Source organism: Pimelobacter sp. 30-1, assembly GCF_018831735.1.
In the GTDB taxonomy this organism is placed as follows: Bacteria; Actinomycetota; Actinomycetes; order Propionibacteriales; family Nocardioidaceae; genus Nocardioides.
Map to the genome: position 1 here is coordinate 540207 of NZ_NHTS01000006.1, position 18811 is coordinate 559017.

Annotated in this window: 14 protein-coding genes; 4 read left to right on the forward strand and 10 right to left on the reverse strand. The window is 73.5% G+C overall.

Annotated features, from left to right (window positions below):
- Window positions 1-9: 9 nt before the first annotated feature.
- Genes CCO04_RS17530 through CCO04_RS17545 form a run of 4 tightly spaced genes read right to left on the reverse strand, consistent with a single transcriptional unit; the run spans window position 10 to window position 9402 of the window.
- Window positions 10-6147, reverse strand: a complete 6138-nt coding sequence (locus tag CCO04_RS17530) for an Ig-like domain-containing protein (RefSeq protein ID WP_215815400.1) — start codon at window positions 6145-6147, stop codon at window positions 10-12.
- Complete coding sequence (locus CCO04_RS29510; protein ID WP_215815401.1) at window positions 6144-7613, reverse strand: serine/threonine-protein kinase; 1470 nt, start codon at window positions 7611-7613, stop codon at window positions 6144-6146. The genes CCO04_RS17530 and CCO04_RS29510 overlap by 4 nt, the downstream gene beginning before the upstream one ends.
- Window positions 7614-7615: 2 nt before the next feature.
- Window positions 7616-8584, reverse strand: a complete 969-nt coding sequence (locus CCO04_RS17540) for an FHA domain-containing protein (protein WP_215815402.1) — start codon at window positions 8582-8584, stop codon at window positions 7616-7618.
- Window positions 8581-9402: a PP2C family serine/threonine-protein phosphatase gene (locus tag CCO04_RS17545; protein WP_215815403.1), complete on the reverse strand. Its 822-nt coding sequence runs from the start codon at window positions 9400-9402 to the stop codon at window positions 8581-8583. The genes CCO04_RS17540 and CCO04_RS17545 overlap by 4 nt, the downstream gene beginning before the upstream one ends.
- 147 nt (window positions 9403-9549) lie before the next feature.
- Here CCO04_RS17545 and CCO04_RS17550 point away from each other — a divergent pair, with 147 nt between their 5' ends.
- Entirely contained in the window at window positions 9550-9921 is a 372-nt protein-coding gene (locus CCO04_RS17550; RefSeq protein ID WP_215815404.1) for an FKBP-type peptidyl-prolyl cis-trans isomerase, read from the forward strand.
- A 146-nt stretch (window positions 9922-10067) separates the two neighbouring features.
- Here CCO04_RS17550 and CCO04_RS17555 read toward each other — a convergent pair whose 3' ends face one another.
- From CCO04_RS17555 to CCO04_RS17565, 3 genes are all read right to left on the reverse strand, one after another.
- On the reverse strand, window positions 10068-10349 hold the full coding sequence (locus CCO04_RS17555) for an RNA-binding S4 domain-containing protein (RefSeq protein ID WP_252373361.1): 282 nt from the start codon (window positions 10347-10349) through the stop codon (window positions 10068-10070).
- A 5-nt stretch (window positions 10350-10354) separates the two neighbouring features.
- A complete protein-coding gene (locus tag CCO04_RS17560) occupies window positions 10355-11623 on the reverse strand; it encodes a DUF445 domain-containing protein (RefSeq protein ID WP_215815405.1) in 1269 nt (422 codons plus the stop codon).
- Window positions 11624-11796: 173 nt separating this feature from the next.
- Window positions 11797-13227 carry an MFS transporter gene (locus CCO04_RS17565; RefSeq protein ID WP_215815406.1) on the reverse strand — a complete coding sequence of 477 codons (1431 nt, stop codon included), beginning with the start codon at window positions 13225-13227 and terminating at the stop codon, window positions 11797-11799.
- A 77-nt stretch (window positions 13228-13304) separates the two neighbouring features.
- Between CCO04_RS17565 and CCO04_RS17570 the strand changes: the two genes are divergently transcribed.
- Genes CCO04_RS17570 through CCO04_RS17580 form a run of 3 tightly spaced genes read left to right on the forward strand, consistent with a single transcriptional unit; the run spans window position 13305 to window position 14931 of the window.
- A complete protein-coding gene (locus CCO04_RS17570) occupies window positions 13305-13892 on the forward strand; it encodes a TetR family transcriptional regulator (RefSeq protein ID WP_215815407.1) in 588 nt (195 codons plus the stop codon).
- Complete coding sequence (locus tag CCO04_RS17575) at window positions 13889-14515, forward strand: Pr6Pr family membrane protein (RefSeq protein WP_215815408.1); 627 nt, start codon at window positions 13889-13891, stop codon at window positions 14513-14515. The genes CCO04_RS17570 and CCO04_RS17575 overlap by 4 nt, the downstream gene beginning before the upstream one ends.
- Window positions 14512-14931: an oxidoreductase gene (locus CCO04_RS17580; RefSeq protein WP_215815409.1), complete on the forward strand. Its 420-nt coding sequence runs from the start codon at window positions 14512-14514 to the stop codon at window positions 14929-14931. Before CCO04_RS17575 ends, CCO04_RS17580 begins: the two co-directional genes overlap by 4 nt.
- Here the strand turns inward: CCO04_RS17580 and sigJ are convergent.
- From sigJ to CCO04_RS17595, 3 genes are read right to left on the reverse strand one after another with little or no spacing between them, the layout of a single operon-like run.
- A complete protein-coding gene (sigJ, locus tag CCO04_RS17585; RefSeq protein ID WP_308281309.1) occupies window positions 14922-15818 on the reverse strand; it encodes an RNA polymerase sigma factor SigJ in 897 nt (298 codons plus the stop codon). The genes CCO04_RS17580 and sigJ overlap by 10 nt on opposite strands.
- Window positions 15811-16554: an SDR family oxidoreductase gene (locus CCO04_RS17590; protein ID WP_215815410.1), complete on the reverse strand. Its 744-nt coding sequence runs from the start codon at window positions 16552-16554 to the stop codon at window positions 15811-15813. The genes sigJ and CCO04_RS17590 overlap by 8 nt, the downstream gene beginning before the upstream one ends.
- Before the next feature lie 35 nt (window positions 16555-16589).
- Window positions 16590-18743 carry a DEAD/DEAH box helicase gene (locus tag CCO04_RS17595; protein ID WP_215815411.1) on the reverse strand — a complete coding sequence of 718 codons (2154 nt, stop codon included), beginning with the start codon at window positions 18741-18743 and terminating at the stop codon, window positions 16590-16592.
- Window positions 18744-18811 lie beyond the last annotated feature (68 nt).

Consider the following 18811-nt stretch of genomic DNA (forward strand, 5'->3'; position numbering starts at 1 on the left):
TCGGGCGGATCAGGGGGCGGTGCGGGAGACGCCGTCGACGGTGACCGAGGGCTTGGCATCGCCGGTGACGCGGCAGCCGTTGCCGCCGGCGGTGTAGTCGAACGTGCCGTTGACCGACTGGGTGAACGAGCCGCACGAGTCGTTGTAGACGCTGAGCCCGTTGAGCGAGACGACGGCGTCGCGGGGCGCGCGGATGAAGCCGTCGCCGTCGACGCTGATCGCGCACCGGCCGAGGATGTTGCAGGAGATGCCGATCGCGAGGTACTTCTCCTTGGAGGTGCCCGTGATCGCCACCGGGTCGCTGAACTCGCGGTCGCCGGTCGCCGACGAGCGGGTCCGGACCAGGATCCGCGCGGTGGCACCGCCCTGGTCGACCGCGCCCGACCAGTACTCCCCCGAGCGCTTGTCGGTCCAGGTCGCCCCGTTGTCGGTGCTGAACTGGACGCCGGTCACCGGCTTGCCGTTGGGCGCGCCGGCCTGGAGCCGCAGGTCCACGCCGTAGTAGCTGGTGCTCGTGCGCGAGGTGTCGTCGGGCGGGAACGGCTTGCCCCAGGTGAGGATCCCGCCGAGCGAGTCGGCCTGGCCCTCGACGGCACGGTCGCCGTTGAAGGTCACCGCCCACACCCGGACCTCGTGGGTGCCGTTGTCGGGGAAGGTGATCTCGCGCCCGCCGCCGCCCGGCGCCGACGGCACGGTGACGGAGGTGCCCGACCCGGTCTGCACGACGTAGTGGCGGATCTGCAGGCCGCCGTCGTCGGCCGGCGGGTCCCAGCCGATGGTCGCCGTACGGTCGGCCGTGGAGCTGCCGACCTCGCGCAGGTTGCGCACCGGGCCGGCCTTGGTCCACGGCCGCCCGGTCACGCTGGGGCTGCGGTCGCTGGTGCCGGCGTCGTTGGTCGCGGCGATGGTCAGGGTGACCTGCTGGCCCTTGCGGATGCCGTCGCCGGCGCCGAAGGTCTTGGACGTCGCCGTGGCGCCGACCGTGTAGCTCGACCGGCTGCAGCCGCTGCAGCTGATGACGTACTCGGAGACGGGGTTGCCGTTGCTCTGCGACTCCGACCAGCGCGACCAGTCGATGCGCACCCACGGCTCGTTGGTGTAGGGGCTGTCCTCGCTCGCGGTGAGCTGGGGCGGCGCGCCCGAGCGGACCGGTACGCCGAACGGCGCGACCGCCTGGGAGGCACCCGAGAACTGCCGGCGCGGCTCGACGTCGTTGATCGCGCGGATCTCGAAGGCGTAGGGCGTGCCGTTGTCGAGCCCCGGCACCGTGTACGACGTCGCGCCGCCCGGGGCGGTCCAGGAGCGGCCGCTGCCGGCCTCCTTGATCTCGTAGCCGGTGATCGCCGAGCCCTCGTTGGCGGGCGGGGTCCAGCGCACCGTGAGCTGGCGGTCCATCCGGCTGCCGGTCGGGCGGGGCTCGACCACGATCGTGGGCGGCGTCATCAGGTCGGGCGCCTTGTTGGGCGTGATCCCCTCGGAGGCGGGGCTCGGGTCGCCCCAGCCGACCTTGTTCCGGGCGCGGACCGTGAACGTGTAGGTCTCGCCGGGGGTGAGGTCGGCGAGGGTGCAGGTGGTGGCCGTGCAGACCTGCTGGAAGCCGTGGGAGCCACGGACCTCGTACTCGGTGATCGGCGCCCCGTTGGACTCCGGCTCGCGCCACGACAGCACGGCCGAGGAGGCCTCGACCGACGACAGGGTCGGGCGGGCCGGCGCCGCGGGTGCGTCGACGACCACCACGTTGACCCGGCCCGGCACCGAGCGCGACTCGTCGCCCGAGGCGTCGCTGACGGTGACCTTGATCGTGGAGGTGCCGAAGCCGACCGGGCGGAACGAGACGCTGGAGCCGGCGGTCTCGAGGTCGTCGAGGCCCTTGCCGCTCTCGATCCGGGCCTTGCTGACCTTGATCGGCTCGCCCGGGTAGGGGTTGACGGCGTAGTCGGCGAGGTCGACCGAGCGCACCTCGTCCTTGTCCGCGGCCACGGTGATCGGCGGGATCTGCAGCAGCGGGCGGTCGCTGTCGACGATGTGGGCGGTGACGGTCGCCTCGGCGGTGCCGCCGTGGCCGTCGTCCGCGGTGACCTCGACCCGCAGCGTGTCGCCGTCGCTGACGCCGCCGCCGGCCTCGATCGAGAGGACGCTCTCGCCCGACGCGATGGTCGCGGTGAGGCCCGAGGCCGCCGACTTCACGGTGTAGGTCATCGTGTCGAGGTCGTCCTCGTTGGCGTCCCGGGTCAGCCCGGCCAGGTCGACCTCGGCCGCCTCGCCGTCGACCCCGACGTCGACCGCGGCGCCGCGCATCTCGGGTGCGACGTTGCCCGCGGGCTTGACGTCGATCGGGATGGTCAGCAGCGAGACGAGACCGGCGTCCTCGCCGGTGGTCCGGCCGTCGCTGACCCACACCGACACCGACGCGGGCCCGGCATGGCCGCGCGCGGGCAGGAACGACAGCGAGGTCGGGGCGCCCTCGACGCTGTCGACCTGGCCGTTGACCGCCGACAGCGACCGGTCGGGGACGATCCGCGGCTCGCGCCCGGCCCGGGTCACGACGAGGTCGTCGAGGTCGAAGACGACCTTCTCGCCGGCGACCGCCTTGACCGGGATCCGGTCCTTGTCGGTGGTCAGCTGCGGCGGGACGTTGTCGGTGCCGGTGACGTAGATGACGCCGAAGGTGTCCGACGACTCGTCGTCGGCGTCGTCGAGGCGGTAGAGCACGACCTGGTCCTCGGCGGTGAGCCGGACCCGCACCTGCGACTCGCCCTCGCCGACCTCGCACTCCCCCTTGGCGCCGGGGATGCACTTGGTGACCCGCAGGTCGGCCTTGGGGCCGTCGAAGTCGAGGTCGTTGTCGAGCACCGGTACGTCGACCCACTCGCCCGGGTCGCGGCCGATGATGTCGCTCAGGTCGGCCACGTCGTCGCGCGCGATCGGCGCGTAGAACGGCGCGTCCCGGCTCGCCGAGACCTTGAGCACGGCGTGGTCCTGGGCGCCCGCGGCGTCCTCGATCGTGTAGCCGATGTTGGTCGCGGCGGACCCGGTGTCGGGCGCATCGCCCACCTCGAGCTCGACGAAGCCGTTGTGGTGCTCGGGCTGGGGCTTGACCGGGCTGTTGATCTCGGTGATCCGCAGCGGGTCGTCGTCGGGGTCGACGTCGTTGGTCAGCACGTTGTAGGAGATGGTCCGGTTGGGCTGGACGAGCACGTTGTCGTCGAGAGCCACCGGCGGCTGGTTCTCGGCCTCCACGGGGACCACGCCGACGCGTACCTCGGCGACGCCCTTCTTGCCGTACTTGTCCTGGACCGAGACCTGGAAGAAGTCGGTGCCGGCCTTGTCGGCGAAGGCCTCGTAGCGGATCCAGTCGACGCCGGTCTCGAGCACCCGGCCGAGCGAGGGCGCGGTGAGGATGCTGCTGAACGCGACCGAGTCGCCGTCGGGGTCGGCGCCGACGAGGTCGACCGAGATCACCTTGGACCGCCCGGCGATGACCCGGTCGGTGATCGGCTGGGGCATCGGCGGGTGGTTGTTCTCGGCCGAGTCCGCGATGACGTAGATGCTCACCTGGGCGGTCGCCTTGAGCCCCTCGGTGTCGCGCACGCCGTAGATCACCGAGTAGCTGCCCGGCTCGTCGGGCGCGCGCAGGCGCAGCGCGTCGCCGGCCACCCAGACCTCGAGCTCCTGCTCGTTGAGGAGGTCGGACTGGAACAGGCGCGGCTTGCCGCCGTCGGGGTCGGAGTCGTTGTCGAGCACCGGGATCGTGGTCACCGACCCGGCGCGCACGGTGACCTGGTCCTTGTTGGCGACCGGGTGCCGGTTGGCCTGGTTGGCCTGGGAGATCACGAGCTGGCCGGTCGTCGAGCTGCGGCCGTCGGAGACGGAGTACTCGACGGTCGCGGGCTGGCCGGCGAGGTCGGTCGTCGCGCTCACCACGGCGAGGCGCTTGTCGACGATCGAGACCTTGACGCCGTCGTTGGAGGGCCGCCCGACCCGGGTGACCACGAGGACGTCGCCGTCGGGGTCGAGGTCGTTGAGCAGCAGGTCGACCTGGGCCGTGCCGCCGGGGGTGATGACCGCCTTGTCGCGCACCGCGATGGGCGGCCGGTTGTCCTTGGGCGGGGACTCGATGTCGAGGCGGACGATGGAGGTCCCGGTCGCGGAGGAGTTGTAGGCGGAGTACTCCAGGTAGTAGCTGCGCGCCTTGGCGGCCTCGAAGGTGAAGGTGCCGTTGTCGAGGTCCTTGGTGATGCTCGTGCCCGCGTCGTCGCCGACCACCTTGACCCCCTTGAGGGTCAGGTCGGTGCCCTCGGGGTTGCGGTCGTTGGTCAGCGGCTGGACGACGACCTGGGTGCCGGCGACGCCGGAGGCGAGGTCGGGCACCAGCTCGGGTGGCGCGGCCTTGTCGAGCACCTGGACCTTGAGCTTGCCGCCGACGGTGTCGAAGCCGTCGTCGATCGTGTACTGGATCTCGGCGCTGTCGGCGCCGGTGCCGTCGTCGGTGAAGGTGAGCGTGCCGTCGGGCCGGAACTCCACGTCGCCACCGCGCGCGGTCGCGTCACGCAGCGTGAGGTCGTCGCCGTCGGCGTCGACGTAGTCGGCCAGGAGGTAGAAGTCGACGGTCGCCCCGCGCACGACGTTGAGCTGGGGGTCGCGGTCGTCCATCAGCCGCGGCTTGGTCTGCTGGCCCTCCTCGCGGACCTGCAGGTGCACCTCGGCCGGGACCTGGTCGATGACCTTGCCGTCGGTGACGTAGTAGCGGAAGACCGAGGTGCCCGTGGCGTCGGCGGGCACCGTGACCTGGAGCTGCGTGCCGCCACCGACGATCCGCACCTCGAAGTCGGGCCCGCTGGTGGCCGGCGTGGTCTTGACGATGCTGATGATGTCGCCGTCGGGGTCGTGGTCGTTGAGCGCGACCACCGGGAGCACCGTGGTCCGGCCGGGCCGGGCGCCGAGGTAGTCGTTCTGGGGCTCGGGCGGGCGGTTCTCCTGGTCCGGGACCTCCTCGGTGGTCTCCTTGAGCTTGGACCGGTTCTGGTTGTGGGGGTCGACGGCCGGCCAGTTGTCGATCTTGGCCTTGCCCGGCTCCTGGACCAGCCAGCTGTCGCCGGTACGGGTGTCGTTGAGGACGACGACGTCGCGGTTGACCCGGAACTCCAGCTCGGCGCCGGGCTGCAGGTCGGGGACCGGCGCGGTGTCGTCGTCGGCGTCGTCGGCGCAGTCGCGCAGGTAGTTGCTGGTCGAGGCCGGGTCGGCCCAGGCGGCGTAGACGCAGCGGGTACCGGACATCACGACCGGCGCCGCCGGCCGCCCGGCCACCTCGCCGCGGCTGACCTTGTCGAGCCCGCCGCCCTCGAGCGGGACGGTGTAGAGCCCGTCGTGGGTCGCGACGTAGACGTCGTCGGCCGCGTCCGAGGGCTGCTGGAGCGCGACGGTGGTCGGGTCGGCGGCCTCGACCACGACCGGGTCGGCGTCGGGGCGGCTCAGCTCGAGGGTGCTGCGGTTGTAGAGCACCGGGGTCTCGCCGACCACAGTGAGGGTGACGCCGGCGGCCTCGCGGCCGACGTCGCCGCCGAGGTCGATCTTGTCCTCGGTGACCGCGAAGCCGGTCTCGTCGGTGCTGACCGGGGTGACCTCGCCGTCGCGGCCGAGCACGTAGGCGCGGCCGTCGGTACCGACCGCCGCGGTGAGCGCACCGGTCAGGTCGGGCTTGGTGGTCTTGGCGGAGAAGCCGCGCAGCGCCTCGCCGGAGCGGACCCAGGCCTTGCCGCTGACGGTGTCGACGACCGCGAAGGTGTCCCCGCCGTGGGCGACCACGGCGCCGGTCGGCAGTGCGGTCGGGTCGAGCACGCTGGCCCGGGCGACGTCGACCGGCTTGACCGCGCGCTCGGCGGACGCGTCGTCGACGTAGAGGCTGGTGCCGCGCTGGAAGATGTCGAACTCGGCGCTGCCGGAGTCGACGCCGAGGTCGAGCTCCTCGATCTGGGGGTTGAGGCGGGCGACCAGGCCGTCCTTCTGGTTGGTCACCCAGACGCCGCCGTCATTGAGGTCGACCTCGGTGAACGGCTTGCCGTCGTGCTCGAACGCGAGGACGACGAGCGTGCCGAGCAGCAGCGCGAGCGCGGTCGCGGACGCCGTGCGGCGCCACCGGCGGATCACCGGCCCACCTCGCAGACCTCGGTGGAGGGCGCCGAGATGGGGCGGCCCTGGCGCTGCAGCGAGACCTGCAGGCAGACCGACTCCTTGGGGGCGACGGTCACCGTGCGGCTGGTCTCCTCGGTGTACTCCGCCTTGCCGGCGACGCCGTCGTTGCGGAAGCGGATCTTGAAGGAGTCCTCCGGCTCGGGGTCGGCCTGCTGCCAGCGGAAGGTGTAGCGGGTGCCGGTGCCCGACGAGCTGACCACCGGCGGCGCCGGGGCGTCGAGCGCCTGGACCGCGTCGGGGGGCTTCTCGCCGCGCAGCGGGCCCGAGCGCGGGTCGCCCTCGTCGCCCCCGCCGGCCAGCACGGCGTACCCGACCGCGCCGGCGAGCACGGCCGCGACCGCGCCGACGGCGACCCGGCCGCCGGTGCCGAGCCGGCGCTCCTCGGTACGGCGCGGGGCCGGTCCGCTGCGCGAGCCACCGGTCACCACGTCGGTGCCCGGGTTCCGGGTGGACTCGTCGATGGCGGGACGGACCGGCGCCGGGCGCGCGCTGACCTCGGCCGGGATGATCACCGAGACCGGGCGGACCAGGGTCCGCGCGTCGTCGGGGTGCTCCTCGACCAGCGCCGACGGCGAGGCGTCCATCACCTCGAGCCGGGTCGGCGACTGGCGCAGCTCGATCTGGACGTCCTGGAGCTGGCGGCCCAGCACCATCGCCGAGACCGGCCGCTTCTCGACCTGGACCGACATCGCCCGGCGCAGCACGTCGACCAACGAGGGCGGCACGTCGGGACGACGCAGCGGCGTCAGCTGGCCGCGCTCGATCCGGGTCATCATCGTCGCGTTGTCGTTGGCCGCGTCCCGGCGCTCGTAGGGCGAGTGCCCGATGAGCAGCGAGTAGAGCGTCGCGGCGAGCGAGTAGACGTCGCTGCGCACGTCGTGGCTGTCGGAGGTCAGCGTCTCGGGCGGCGACCACGGGATCGACAGCGCCTGGCCGGCCGCCCCCGCCTGGCCGACCACCGAGGCGATGCCGAAGTCGGTCAGGAGCGGCACCCCGAAGGTGCTGGTCAGGATGTTGTGCGGCTTGATGTCGCGGTGCAGGATCCCGGCCCGGTGGGCGGTCTCGACCGCACTCGCGATCTTGACGCCGATGTCGAGCACCTCGCCCACGGCCAGCGGCTGCACCCGGTAGCGCTGGGCCACGTGGGGCGGCGGGCAGAACTCCATGACCAGGAACGCGCGCCCGTCGGAGCTCACCCCGGCCTGGTAGATCGGCACGATCGAGGGGTGGTTGGACAGCTGGGCCATCACGTTGGCCTCGGCCCGGAACAGGTCGAGCGAGGCGGGATCGCTGCCGCTGCGCAGCACCTTGATCGCGACCTGCCGGGTCGGCAGCTCCTGCTGGTAGCGGAAGACGTCGGCGAACCCGCCCTCGCCGACCAGGTCGACGTAGGTGAACCCGGGGATGTGCGGCGCGTGCATGCTCAGCCCTCCGCCTCGTGCGCGGGGACGACGGTCGCGGTGACGCCCTTGGACAGCGTGAGCACGTCACCCATCGCCACCTCGGTCGGCACCCCGTGGTCGAGCGGGACCGGGATCTGGCCGGGCCGGGTCAGCAGCGTGCCGTTGGTGGAGGTGTCGGTGGCGGTGACCCGGGTGCCGTCGGAGGAGACCTCGAGGTGGGTCCCGGAGACATAGGGATCGTCCACGGTGACCAGCGCGGGCAGGTTGGCGCTGCCGCCGACCTGCTGCACCCGGGGGCTGCGGCCGACGAGCACCCGGCGTCGTACGGGGACGACGCGGCCGGTGGAGAGGCGCAGCGCGACCAGCGGGCGGACCGGTGGGGGCGGCGGCAGGGGCGGGGGTGGGGCTGCGGGCACGGCGGCGGACGGGGTGGCGCGCAGCGCCTGGAGCTGGGCCGGGGTGATCGTGCGGCCGTCGTGGTCGGGGTCGACCGGGATGGCCGGTGCGACCGGGGCGGCCCCGCGGACGACGGTGTGCTCGGGAGCCGCGGGGGCCGCGGGGGCCGGGGCGGGCTCCCCCAGCGGGCACCAGCGGACGCCGCCGCTGCGCACGACGCCGGCGCCGATGGGCAGCAGCGCGGGACCGCTGAGCGCCACCCCGAGCGGACCGAGCTCGACGACGACGCCGGCGGTCAGCGGGGTGGAGGTCTCGGTGGTGGTGCCCGGGGCACCCGCACGGCCGTCGACGCTCAACCCGCCCGCGCGCACGGCGTACCCACCGCGGGCGAGCAGGCGCAGCACGTCGCCCTCGCGCACGACGGCGGCGAGCTCGGGCAGGCCGCCGAGCGCGGCGATCCAGGCCGCGGGCGCCGGGCTCAGGCCCGGTCCGGCCAGCGCGACGAGGTCGGCGAGCCGGTCGGCCGGGGCGAGGACGATCGCGTCGCCGGTGACCAGCGTGGCCAGCTCGCCGGGGACGTACGCCGTGCTCATCGCCGCTCCCAGGGCGCCGGGCTGGTGTCCTCGTCGGGTCCGGCGGTGGCCACGACGTCGATCACCACGACGGTCACGTTGTCGTGCCCGCCGGCCGAGACGGCCGCGTCGACCAGGGTCAGCACGGTGCGGTCGGCCGGCATCCGCTCGGAGAGGATGTGCCCGATGGCGGTGTCGGAGAGCTCCGAGGTGAGTCCGTCGGAGCACAGCAGCAGCCGCGCCCCCGGCTCGGCCGGCACCAGCGAGAAGTCGGCCTGGGCGGCGCTGAGGGCGCCGATCGCCCGGGTGATGATGTGCCGCTCGGGGTGCCCGATGGCCTCGTCCGTGGTCAGCCGGCCGGCGTCGATGAGCTCTTGGACGACGGAGTGGTCCTTCGAGATCTGGTCGAGGACCCCGTCGGCGGTGAACAGGTAGGCGCGGGAGTCGCCGATGTTGGCCAGCAGCCAGTACCCGTGCCCGTCCTGGAGCACGTGCGCCGCCGCGACCAGCGTCGAGCCCGGCGCCGCCGCCCCCTCGGCCGGATCGGCCAGCGCCCCCACCCGGTGCTGCGCGGCCACGATGGCGGCCTCGACGTCACCCGCCTCGACCAGCGGCAGCGTGGCCAGCGGCTCGAACGACTCCGCGACCAGCCGGCTCGCGACGTCACCGCGGTCGTTGCCACCCATGCCGTCGGCGACCAGGAAGACCGGCGGCGCCACCAGCGAGGAGTCCTCGTTGAGGTCGCGGACCCGCCCCGGGTGCGTGCCGGCGGCGTAGACCAGGCGCGACGCACTGTCCGGCGACGTCCACGCCTCGGCACCTGTCGCGTTGACCCGCACGGCGTTCCCCCCGAGACCTCCCCATCGATCCCATCCATCCTGCGGTGGGACGCTCTGCGCGCAGCCTACAAGGTGCCGGCGCGATCTACCGACCCTTCACCGACCCGCGGATCCCGCGGGTCGCACCCGAGGTCCTAGGCTGGCGGGATGAGCCAGAAGCCTGAGATCGACTTCGTCGACCCCACCCCGCCCACCGACCTCGTCATCACCGACCTCACCGTCGGCGACGGCGCCGAGGCCGCGGCCGGCAACACCGTGTCGGTCCACTACGTCGGCGTCGCGCTGTCCAGCGGCGAGGAGTTCGACGCGTCGTACAACCGCGGCACGCCGCTGGACTTCCGCCTCGGCATCGGCCAGGTCATCCAGGGCTGGGACACCGGCGTCCAGGGCATGAAGGTCGGCGGCCGCCGCCAGCTCGTCATCCCGCCGCACCTGGGCTACGGCGACCGTGGCGCCGGTGGCGTGATCAAGCCGGGCGAGACGCTGATCTTCGTGGTCGACCTGCTCGACGTGAAGTAGGTCCGTCGACCGGTGCGCGCGGCCCGGCGTCACCGCGAGGGACGCCGGGCCGGCCGCCTGGCCGCCGATGCACCCCGCGCTCCGATGACCTCGACCGCGCCGGCCGGCAGCGCGGCGCGAGGCACGAGCGACGCGCTCGGCCCGATCTACCAGGGCAGGTCGTCCGGTACGTCGCCGTCGGCGACCCGGGCGGCCTGCCCGTTCAGCTCCACGACGTCCCCGACCCGGAGCTGGCGCCCCCGGCGGGTGTCGACCTCGCCGTTGACCTGGACCAGTCCGTCGGCGATGACCGGCTTGGCCTCGGCCCCGGACTCGACCAGGTTGGCGAGCTTGAGGAACTGACCGAGCCGGATCGACTCGTCGCGGATCGCGACGTCGACGGGTACCGGGCCCGCGGGCTCCGGGTCCTTGCGTTTGCGGCCGAACATGGGCATCAGTGAAGCACCACCGAGATCGTGTGGATCAGGACCCCCACCAGGCCGCCCACGATGGTGCCGTTGATCCGGATGAACTGCAGGTCGCGCCCGACGTGCAGCTCGATGCGCCGCGCCGCCTCCTTGCCGTCCCAGCGCTCGATCGTGTGGGTGATGACGGCGGTGAGCTCGGCGCCGTAGCGGTCGACGACGAACACGGCGCCGTCCGCGGCGACCCGGTCGAGCCGCTCGCGCAGGGCCGCGTCGGTGCGCAGCCGGGCGGAGGCGCCCTCGATCTCCACCAGCAGCCGACGCCGTACGGCGCCCGCCGGGTCGGCCAGCGACGACAGCAGCGCCTTGCGCAGCGCCTGCCACAGCGAGATCGCGCTCGCGATCACCGCCGGGTGGTCGAGCACCCGCTCCTTGAGCCGCTCGGCGCGGGCCTGGGTGCTCGGGTTGGCCAGCAGGTCGTCGGAGAGCTGGACGAGCATCGAGTCGAGGGCGCGGCGGGCCCGGTGGTCCGGGTTCTCGCGGATCTCGTCGACCCAGCGGACGACCTCGAGGTGGAGCCGGTTGATCACGTAGGTGTTGACCGAGTCCGGCGCCCACCACGGCGCCCGCTCCCCCAGCACGTCGTGCACGGTCTCGGGGTTGGCCAGCAGCCAGCCGTGCATCTCCTCGAGCATCAGGTCGACCAGGCCGTGGTGCAGGTCGTCGCGGATCGCCTCGGAGAGCAGGCCGCCGAGCAGCGGCGCGATCGGCTCCTCGCGGAAGCGCGGCACGAGCGCCTCGGTCACGAGCGCCTCGATGTGGTCGTCGCGCACCTTGCCCAGCGCGAGCGCGGCGAGCTCGGAGCCCTCGGTGACCACGCGCTCGGCATTGGCGGGTACGGCGAGCCAGTCCCCCACCCGCTGCGCGACCTGCACGCCGAGCACCCGCTCGCGGATGATGTCCTCCTGGAGGAAGTTCTCCCCCACGAACTCCTCGAGCCCCTTGCCGAGGTCGTCCTTGCGCTTCGGGATCAGCGCGGTGTGCGGGATCGGCAGGCCCAGGGGGTGCTTGAACAGCGCGGTCACCGCGAACCAGTCGGCGATGGCACCGACCATCGAGGCCTCGGCCCCTGCGTTGACGAAGCCCCAGAAGCCGTCCTCGCCGAGGGTGACGACGTAGACGGCGGCGGCGAGCAGGAGCAGCGCGACCGCGACGGTGCGCATCCGGCGCAGCGCGCTGCGTCGTACCGCGTCGGCGGTGGGGTCGGAGGCGATCAAGGGGCCGGACACGCGGACCATCCTCGCCTACGGAGGGGCCGGGAACGTCGAAGCGGCCCCGGTCCGAGGACCGGGACCGCTCCTGCGTCGCAGAACCCCCCAGTCGCCACGACGACGTTCGGCCAGCTCCGAGGACGGGCCTGCCGGTCCAACGAGCGGGACGGGGGGAGGTTCCGGTTACCCGTGCCGTGGGGTCACGGCAACCGGCGCCGGGGCACCAGCGCGGCGAGGAGGACGCCGAGGAAGGCGGCCGCCGCCCCGACCCCGAAGCAGATCGCGAAGGCGTCCTCGCTGGGCAGCTCGTGCCCGCCGAGGTCGATCGTGGCGGAGGTGAGGATCGCGGCCATCACGGCGGAGGAGACGCTGGTGCCGATCGAGCGCATCAGGCCGTTGATGCCGACACCGGAGCCGGCCTCGGCGAGCGGGACCGACTCGAGGATGAGGGTCGGCATGGCGGCGTACCCGATGCCGACACCGGCGGAGTTGATGCACGAGGCGACCATGAGCTGCCACGGCGCGTCGGTGAGGAAGAGCGCGAAGACGTAGCCCATGCCCAGCACGGTGCCGCCGAGCATCAGCGTGACGCGGGCGCCGACGACCCGGATCAGCCGGCCCGAGATCGGCGAGAACGCCATCATCACCAGACCGCCGGGCGCCATCCACAGGCCGGTCTCGAGCAGCGTCTGGTCGAGGCCGTAGCCGGTCGCCGACGGCGACTGCAGCAGCCGCGGGACGACGATCGCCTGCGCCATCATGCCGAAGCCGATCGCGATGGCGGCGGCGTTGGTCAGCAGCACCGGGCGCCGGGCCGAGACGCGCAGGTCGCAGAGCGGGTCGCTCACGCGCAGCTCGTAGCTGCCCCACGCGAGCAGGACCAGCACGCCGGTGACGATCAGGCCGAGGGTGCGGCCGTGGCTCCAGCCCCACTCGTTGCCCTTGGAGACCGCGACGAGCAGCGCGACCAGACCGAGCGCCAGGCCGATGGCGCCGACCACGTCGAAGCGGCCGGGGACGGCGTCCTTGACGTGCGGGACCAGGAGGACGACGGCGAGCGCGACCACCGCGGCCAGCCCGGTGGAGACCCAGAAGAGCGTGTGCCAGCTGTAGTCCTGCACGATCCAGGCCGACAGCGGCAGGCCGATCGCGCCGCCCACGCCGAGCGTCGCGCTCATCGCGGCCATCGCGGTCGCGGTCAGGCGCGGCGGGGTGACCTCGCGCAGGAGCGCGATGCCGACCGGGATGAAGCCCATCGCGAAGCCCTGGAGCAGGCGGCCGGCGAGCATCGGCACGAGGCTGTTGCTCAGCGCGCACACCAGGGAGCCGACGAGCAGCACGCCGGCGCTGATCGCCAGCACCCGCTGCTTGCCGAACAGGTCGCCGAGCCGTCCGGAGATCGGCATCGCGATCGCACCGGCGACGAGCGTCGAGGTGATCACCCAGGAGGCGTTGGCCTCGCTGGTGTGGAGCAGCCCGGCGAGCTGCCCCTGGATGGGGATCACCATCGTCTGCGTCAGCGAGGCGACGAGGCCGCCCAGGCAGAGCACGACGACGGTCACGAGGGGGGAGCCCGTCCGGGCGGTTCCGGCGTCGACCGGGGCGCCGGGGGCAGAGGAGGTCGCGGTCACGAGGGCTGAGTCAACGGTGTTGACGGTGTGAGTGTCAACACCGTTGACCGAAGACTCCGATGCCCTACGGTTGCGGTGTGACGAAGACCTCTCCCGCCACGGACCACCTGCGGCCCGCCGGCCGGGCGACCCGGGCCGCCATCGAGGAGGCCGCGCGCACCCTCTTCGCCGAGCGCGGCTTCGAGCGCGCCTCGGTCCGCGCCATCGCCGCCGAGGCCGGCGTCGACCCGGCGCTGGTGATCCGCCACTTCGGCTCCAAGGAGGCGCTCTTCCTGCGCACCGTGGACACCTCCCTCGGCCTGGGCAGCGTCCTCGAAGGCCCGATCGAGACCGTGGGACGCCGCCTCGTCGCCTACTTCGTCGACCCCGGCCGGCCCGTCGTACGGAAGCGGTTCGTGGCGCTCGCCCAGGCCGCCCACCGCGACCAGGTCCGCGAGGAGATGGTCCGGCACACCGCCGAGACCTACGTCGCTCCCCTGACCCCGCGCCTGACCGGAGCCGACCGCGAGCTGCGCGCCGCGCTCGCCGTCGCCCAGATCGGCGGCCTGCTCACCATGCTCTACGTCCAGGAGGACCCGATCCTGGCCGCCGCCGATCCCGCGGACCTGATCGCGATCTACGGCGACGCCATCCAGCGCCTGCTCACCCCCGAGGCCGCCGAGTGACCCCCGCCCGCGGCTGGCACCTGCTCACCGCCGTCGTCGTCATCGCCGCCCTCGTGCTCCAGCTCGTCGTCGTCCAGGGCGGCCGGGTGCTCGACGAGCAGACCCCACCGGGCCTCGGCATCCGGCTCGGCCGCCTCGTCTCGTACTTCACGATCCAGTCCAACCTCCTCGTCGCCGTCGCCGCCACCCTCCTCGCCCGCGACCCCCTGCGCGACGGACCGTGGTTCCGCTCGCTGCGCCTGGCCGGCACCGTCGGCATCACCGTTACCGGCCTCGTGCACTTCTTCCTGCTCCGGCCGCTGCTCGACCTCCAGGGCGCGGACTGGCTCGCCGACAAGATGCTCCACATGGTGGTCCCGGCCCTGGCCGTGATCGGCTGGTTCGCCTTCGGCCCCCGCCCCCGCGTCGACACCCGCGCGGTCGCCGTCTCCTTCGCCTGGCCCCTCGCCTGGCTCGCCTGGACCCTCGCCATCGGCGGCCTCACCCGCTGGGTGCCCTACCCGTTCCTCGACTTCCGCGCCGAGGGCTGGGGGCACGTCGCCGTGGTGTGCGTCGGGATCACGGCCCTGTTCGCGGCGCTCATCGCCGGATTCCGCTACGCCGACAGGAGACTCGCACCATGAGCACCCTCTACGAGCAGGCCGGCGGCTTCGACACCCTCCTCGACCTGTGCCGCCGCTGGCACGCCCTCTGCCTCGCCGACCCCGTCGCCGCCCACCCCTTCGAGCACGCCATGCACCCCCAGCACGACGAGCGGCTGGCGGCGTACCTCGCCGAGGCGCTGGGCGGCCCACCGCTGTACACCGCCGGCTACGGCGACGAGTCGGGCATGCAGCGGATGCACGCCGGCAACGGCGAGCACCCCGACCTCGACGAGGCGTGCCTGGACCTGTTCGACCAGGCGCTCGCCGACGTCGGGATCGACCGGCCGGCGGCGGTGGCGATCTCGGCGTACTTCCGGCGGGCGACGCTGGCGATGAACGCCTACAGCGACAGCGCGGACCAGGTGCCGGACGGGCTGCGGTTCAACTACGCCTGAGCCTCGACCGCTGCCAGCTTCGCGGGCGCCCGCAGGATGTCCACCCGCGTCGCCCGCTCCCCCACCACCGTCAGCACGACGAGCGAGGTCAGCACCCCGTCCTCCCGGAGCCCCACCGCGGGCGCCCCGTTGACGTCGAGCAGCTCGATCTCCACGTCGCCGACGTACTTGGCGACCAGGCCGACCAGGAAGCGGGCGGCGCGGTCGGCGCCGTGGACGGGACGGCGGGCTGCGCCGACCATGCCGCCGCCGTCGGAGGTGACGACGACGTCGGGGTCGAGGGTGGCGATGAGGGCGTCGAGGTCGCCGCCGGCGGTGGCGGCGAGGAAGCGGTCGAGGACGGCCTGGTGGGCGGTGCGGTCGACGGCGAAGCGTGGGGACTGGGCGGCGAGGTGGGTGCGGGCGCGGGAGGCGAGCTGGCGGACGGCGGCCGGGGTGCGGCCGACGACGGCGGCGACCTCGGGGAAGCCCAGGCCGAAGACGTCGTGGAGCACCCAGGCGGTGCGCTCGGCCGGCGAGAGCGACTCCAGGACGACGGCCAGCGCATAGCTGACGGTCTCGTCGAGGGTGACCCGGTCGGCGGGGTCGGGTGCGGTGCCGGTGCCGGTGGTGACGAAGGGCTCGGGGAGCCAGGGGCCGACGTACTCCTCGCGGCGCACCCGCGCCGAGCGCAGTACGTCGGTCGCGGCGCGCGCCACGGCGACGGTCAGCCAGCCGGTCAGGTCGCGGACCGGGTCCCGGGCGTCGGCGTCGACCAGGCGCAGCCAGCAGTCGGCGACGACGTCCTCGGCCTCGGCACGCGAGCCGACGATGGCGTAGGCGACGCGGATCATGCGGGGGCGCAGGGCGTCGTACTCCTCGGCGAGGCCGGGCCGCACGTCAGGCACGGGCGAGCCAGTCGTCGAAGGTCTCGGTCCCGAGCGTCGCGCCCGCGCCGGGCAGCAGGCCGCCGGCCTTGGTCTGGCGTCCGGCGCGCCCCACCATCGGCGCCCGTACGACGAGCCGCCCGCCCCCGCGCGCGGCGAGCACCCGGCGCACCATCGCGTCCATCGCCTCGGGCCGCGGTCCGGCGAGGTCGGGCAGGAGCCCGGCCGGGCGGTCGACCGCGGCGGCGACGAGCTCGACCGCGACCTCGCGGGCGGCGACGGGCTGGCAGCGCATCCGCAGGGCCAGCGCGAGCGGGCGGGGGCTGCGGTCGATGAGCTGGCCGGCGAACTCGTGGAACTGGGTGGCGCGGAGCACGGTCCACGGCACGGGGCCGGCCGCGACGAGGTCCTCCTGGCGGCGCTTGCCGAGGTAGTAGGGCAGGTCGACGCGGTCGCTGCCCACGATGGAGAGCGCGACGTGGTGGCGCACACCGGCGGCCGCCTCGGCGGCCAGCAGGTTGCCGGTCGCCGCCTCGAAGAAGGCGATCGACCGCTTCGCGCTGAGGGTGTCGACGTTGCTCACGTCGATCACGGCGCCGACCCCGTCGAGCGCGGGCGCCAGCCCCTCGCCCGACACGAGGTCCACGCCGGCCGAGCGGGCGATGACGACCGGGGTCGCCCCCGCCCGCCGTACCTCGTCGACGACCAGCCGGCCGACCAGTCCCGTTCCGCCTGCCACTGCGATCTTGGTGCTCATGACAGGAGGACGAGACGGGTCGCCGGAGTGTGACATCAGTCCCCGCGGGCCTCGAGTGCTCCGGTGAGGAGGGCGACGAGCGCCTCGGTCTGCAGGTCGATCGCGCCGCCCTCGACCTCGTCGCCGGCGCCGTCGAGCGCCCGGGCGGCGAGCCCGGCCTTCTTGTCGATCAGCTCGGCGATGCGGGTGTCGAGCGTCTGGGTCGCGATGACCCGCCAGGCGGTGACCGGCTCGGCCTGGCCGATGCGGTGCACCCGGTCGATCGCCTGGGTCTGCTCGGCGTCGGTCCAGGAGAGCTCGGCGAGCACCAGGTTGGACGCGACCTGCAGGTTGAGGCCGACGCCCGCCGCGGTGAGCGAGCAGACGGCCACCTGGACGTCGGGGTCGTTGACGAAGGCGTCGATCTCGCGCTGGCGCGTGGTCGAGGACTGGTCGCCGCGCACCGAGCTGTAGCGGATGCCGCGCTCGGCGAACGTCTTCTCGGCCTGGTCCATGACGTCGATGTGCTTGGCGAAGAAGACGACCTTGCCGACGTTGCGCGCGAGCTGCGCGGTGTAGTCGGCGGCGAGACCAGCCTTGGCCTGGCCGATCCGGCGCATCATCTCGAAGACGTTCTCACCGGTCTTGGTCGAGGTGTCCTCGCGCTCCCAGCCGGCGACCTGGCGGACCAGGCGGTGGTCGATGCCCTCGACCTCGGCGCCCGTACGACGGGTCGCGATCGCCGCGTCGTACCGCTCGACCATCCGGCGGGCGAGCTCGCGCTCGGCCTTGCGGATGGACCGGCCGGCCTCGCCCTCGAGCTCGACCGGCATGTCGGCGATCCGGCGGGCCGGGATGTCCGCGGCGACGTCGATCTTGCGGCGCCGGACGATGCCCTGGTCGACGACCGCGCGCCGCGCGGCCGGGTAGAAGCCGGGGTCGGCCGGGGTCAGCCCGGTCTCCTCGAGCGCCTCCATCAGGTCGCCCTGGGGCACGACGTCGTCGATCCAGCCGAGGAACTGCCAGATGGCGCGGAAGTCCTCGATGTCGTTGATCAGCGGCGTGCCGGTCAGCGCCATCATCAGCGGCCGGGCGATCCGCGCACGGATCCGCTCGGAGAGCTCCAGGACGTTCTGGGAGCGCTGCGAGGACTTGTTCTTGATGTAGTGGGCCTCGTCGACGATCATCCCGCGGAAGCCGTGGGTGCCGAGCCAGCCGACGTGGCGGTCGAGGATCTCGTAGTTGACGACGAAGACGTCGGCGAACCCGTCCGCGTCGCCGCCGTCGCCGTGCAGCACGGTCGCGCGCCGGTTGGGCGTCCAGATCTCGACCTCGCGGGCCCAGTTGGTCTTGACGACGTTGGGGACCACGGCCAGCAGCGGGAAGGCCCCGGCGGCCTCGGCCGCGAGCAGCGCCTGGGCGGTCTTGCCCAGACCGGGCTCGTCGGCGAGGAGGTAGGTGCGATGGCCCGCGGCCGCCGAGGCGATGAGCTGGGCCTGGTGGGCCATGAGCTCGCGGCCGGCCGGGGCGGCGTGGCGCCCGGTCAGCGAGGTGAGCTGGTCGGCGTCCGGCAGCGGCATGCAGGCGGGCGCGTCGGGCGCGGCCCGCTCGAACGAGCGGAACAGCGGCTCGAGCAGCTCCCACCCGGCCAGCCGGCGCGGGCGCACCTTGGCCCGGGCGTGGGCGAAGTCGGGGACGAGGAAGGGGTTGGCGAGCTGGCGCGCCTGGACCGACAGCGGGATGACCCGCTTCTCCAGCAGCGCGGCCGCCTCGGGGTCCTCGACGACGGGCTCCGGCTCGGGCTCCGGCTCGTCGACACCGGCCTTGCGCAGCAGCTCGCGGCGCATCGCCTTGGCCGACTCGGAGATCTCGGCGTTCTCGTCGAGCAGCGTGAAGAGCGTGCTGTCGCGAGCGGCGGTCTGGGCCAGGATCGTCGCGATCCCGTCGAGCCGCTTGAGCTCCTCGCCGCGGCGGCCGTCCGAGAGGGTGGTGTCCCCCTTGACCCGGGCCCGCTCCTCGCGCGCCAGCAGCGCGACGACCTGGAACTTCGCGCGCACCTCCGGCATCGCCGAGCGCCGCGCGACGGCGGCCTCGACCTCGCGCACGGCGCGCGCGAGCTGGGGGATGATGCCCTCTTCGTTGCGACGCGTCCGCGCCGACCCGGAGCCGCGACGCTGCTGCGTCGCCCCCCGCTGGCCTCCTCGAGCCACAGGTGTCCTTCCGATGCGGGACCGACAGCGCAGCCCTGCAAGGTTTCGCCGGCGGCTCGCGCTGCTGC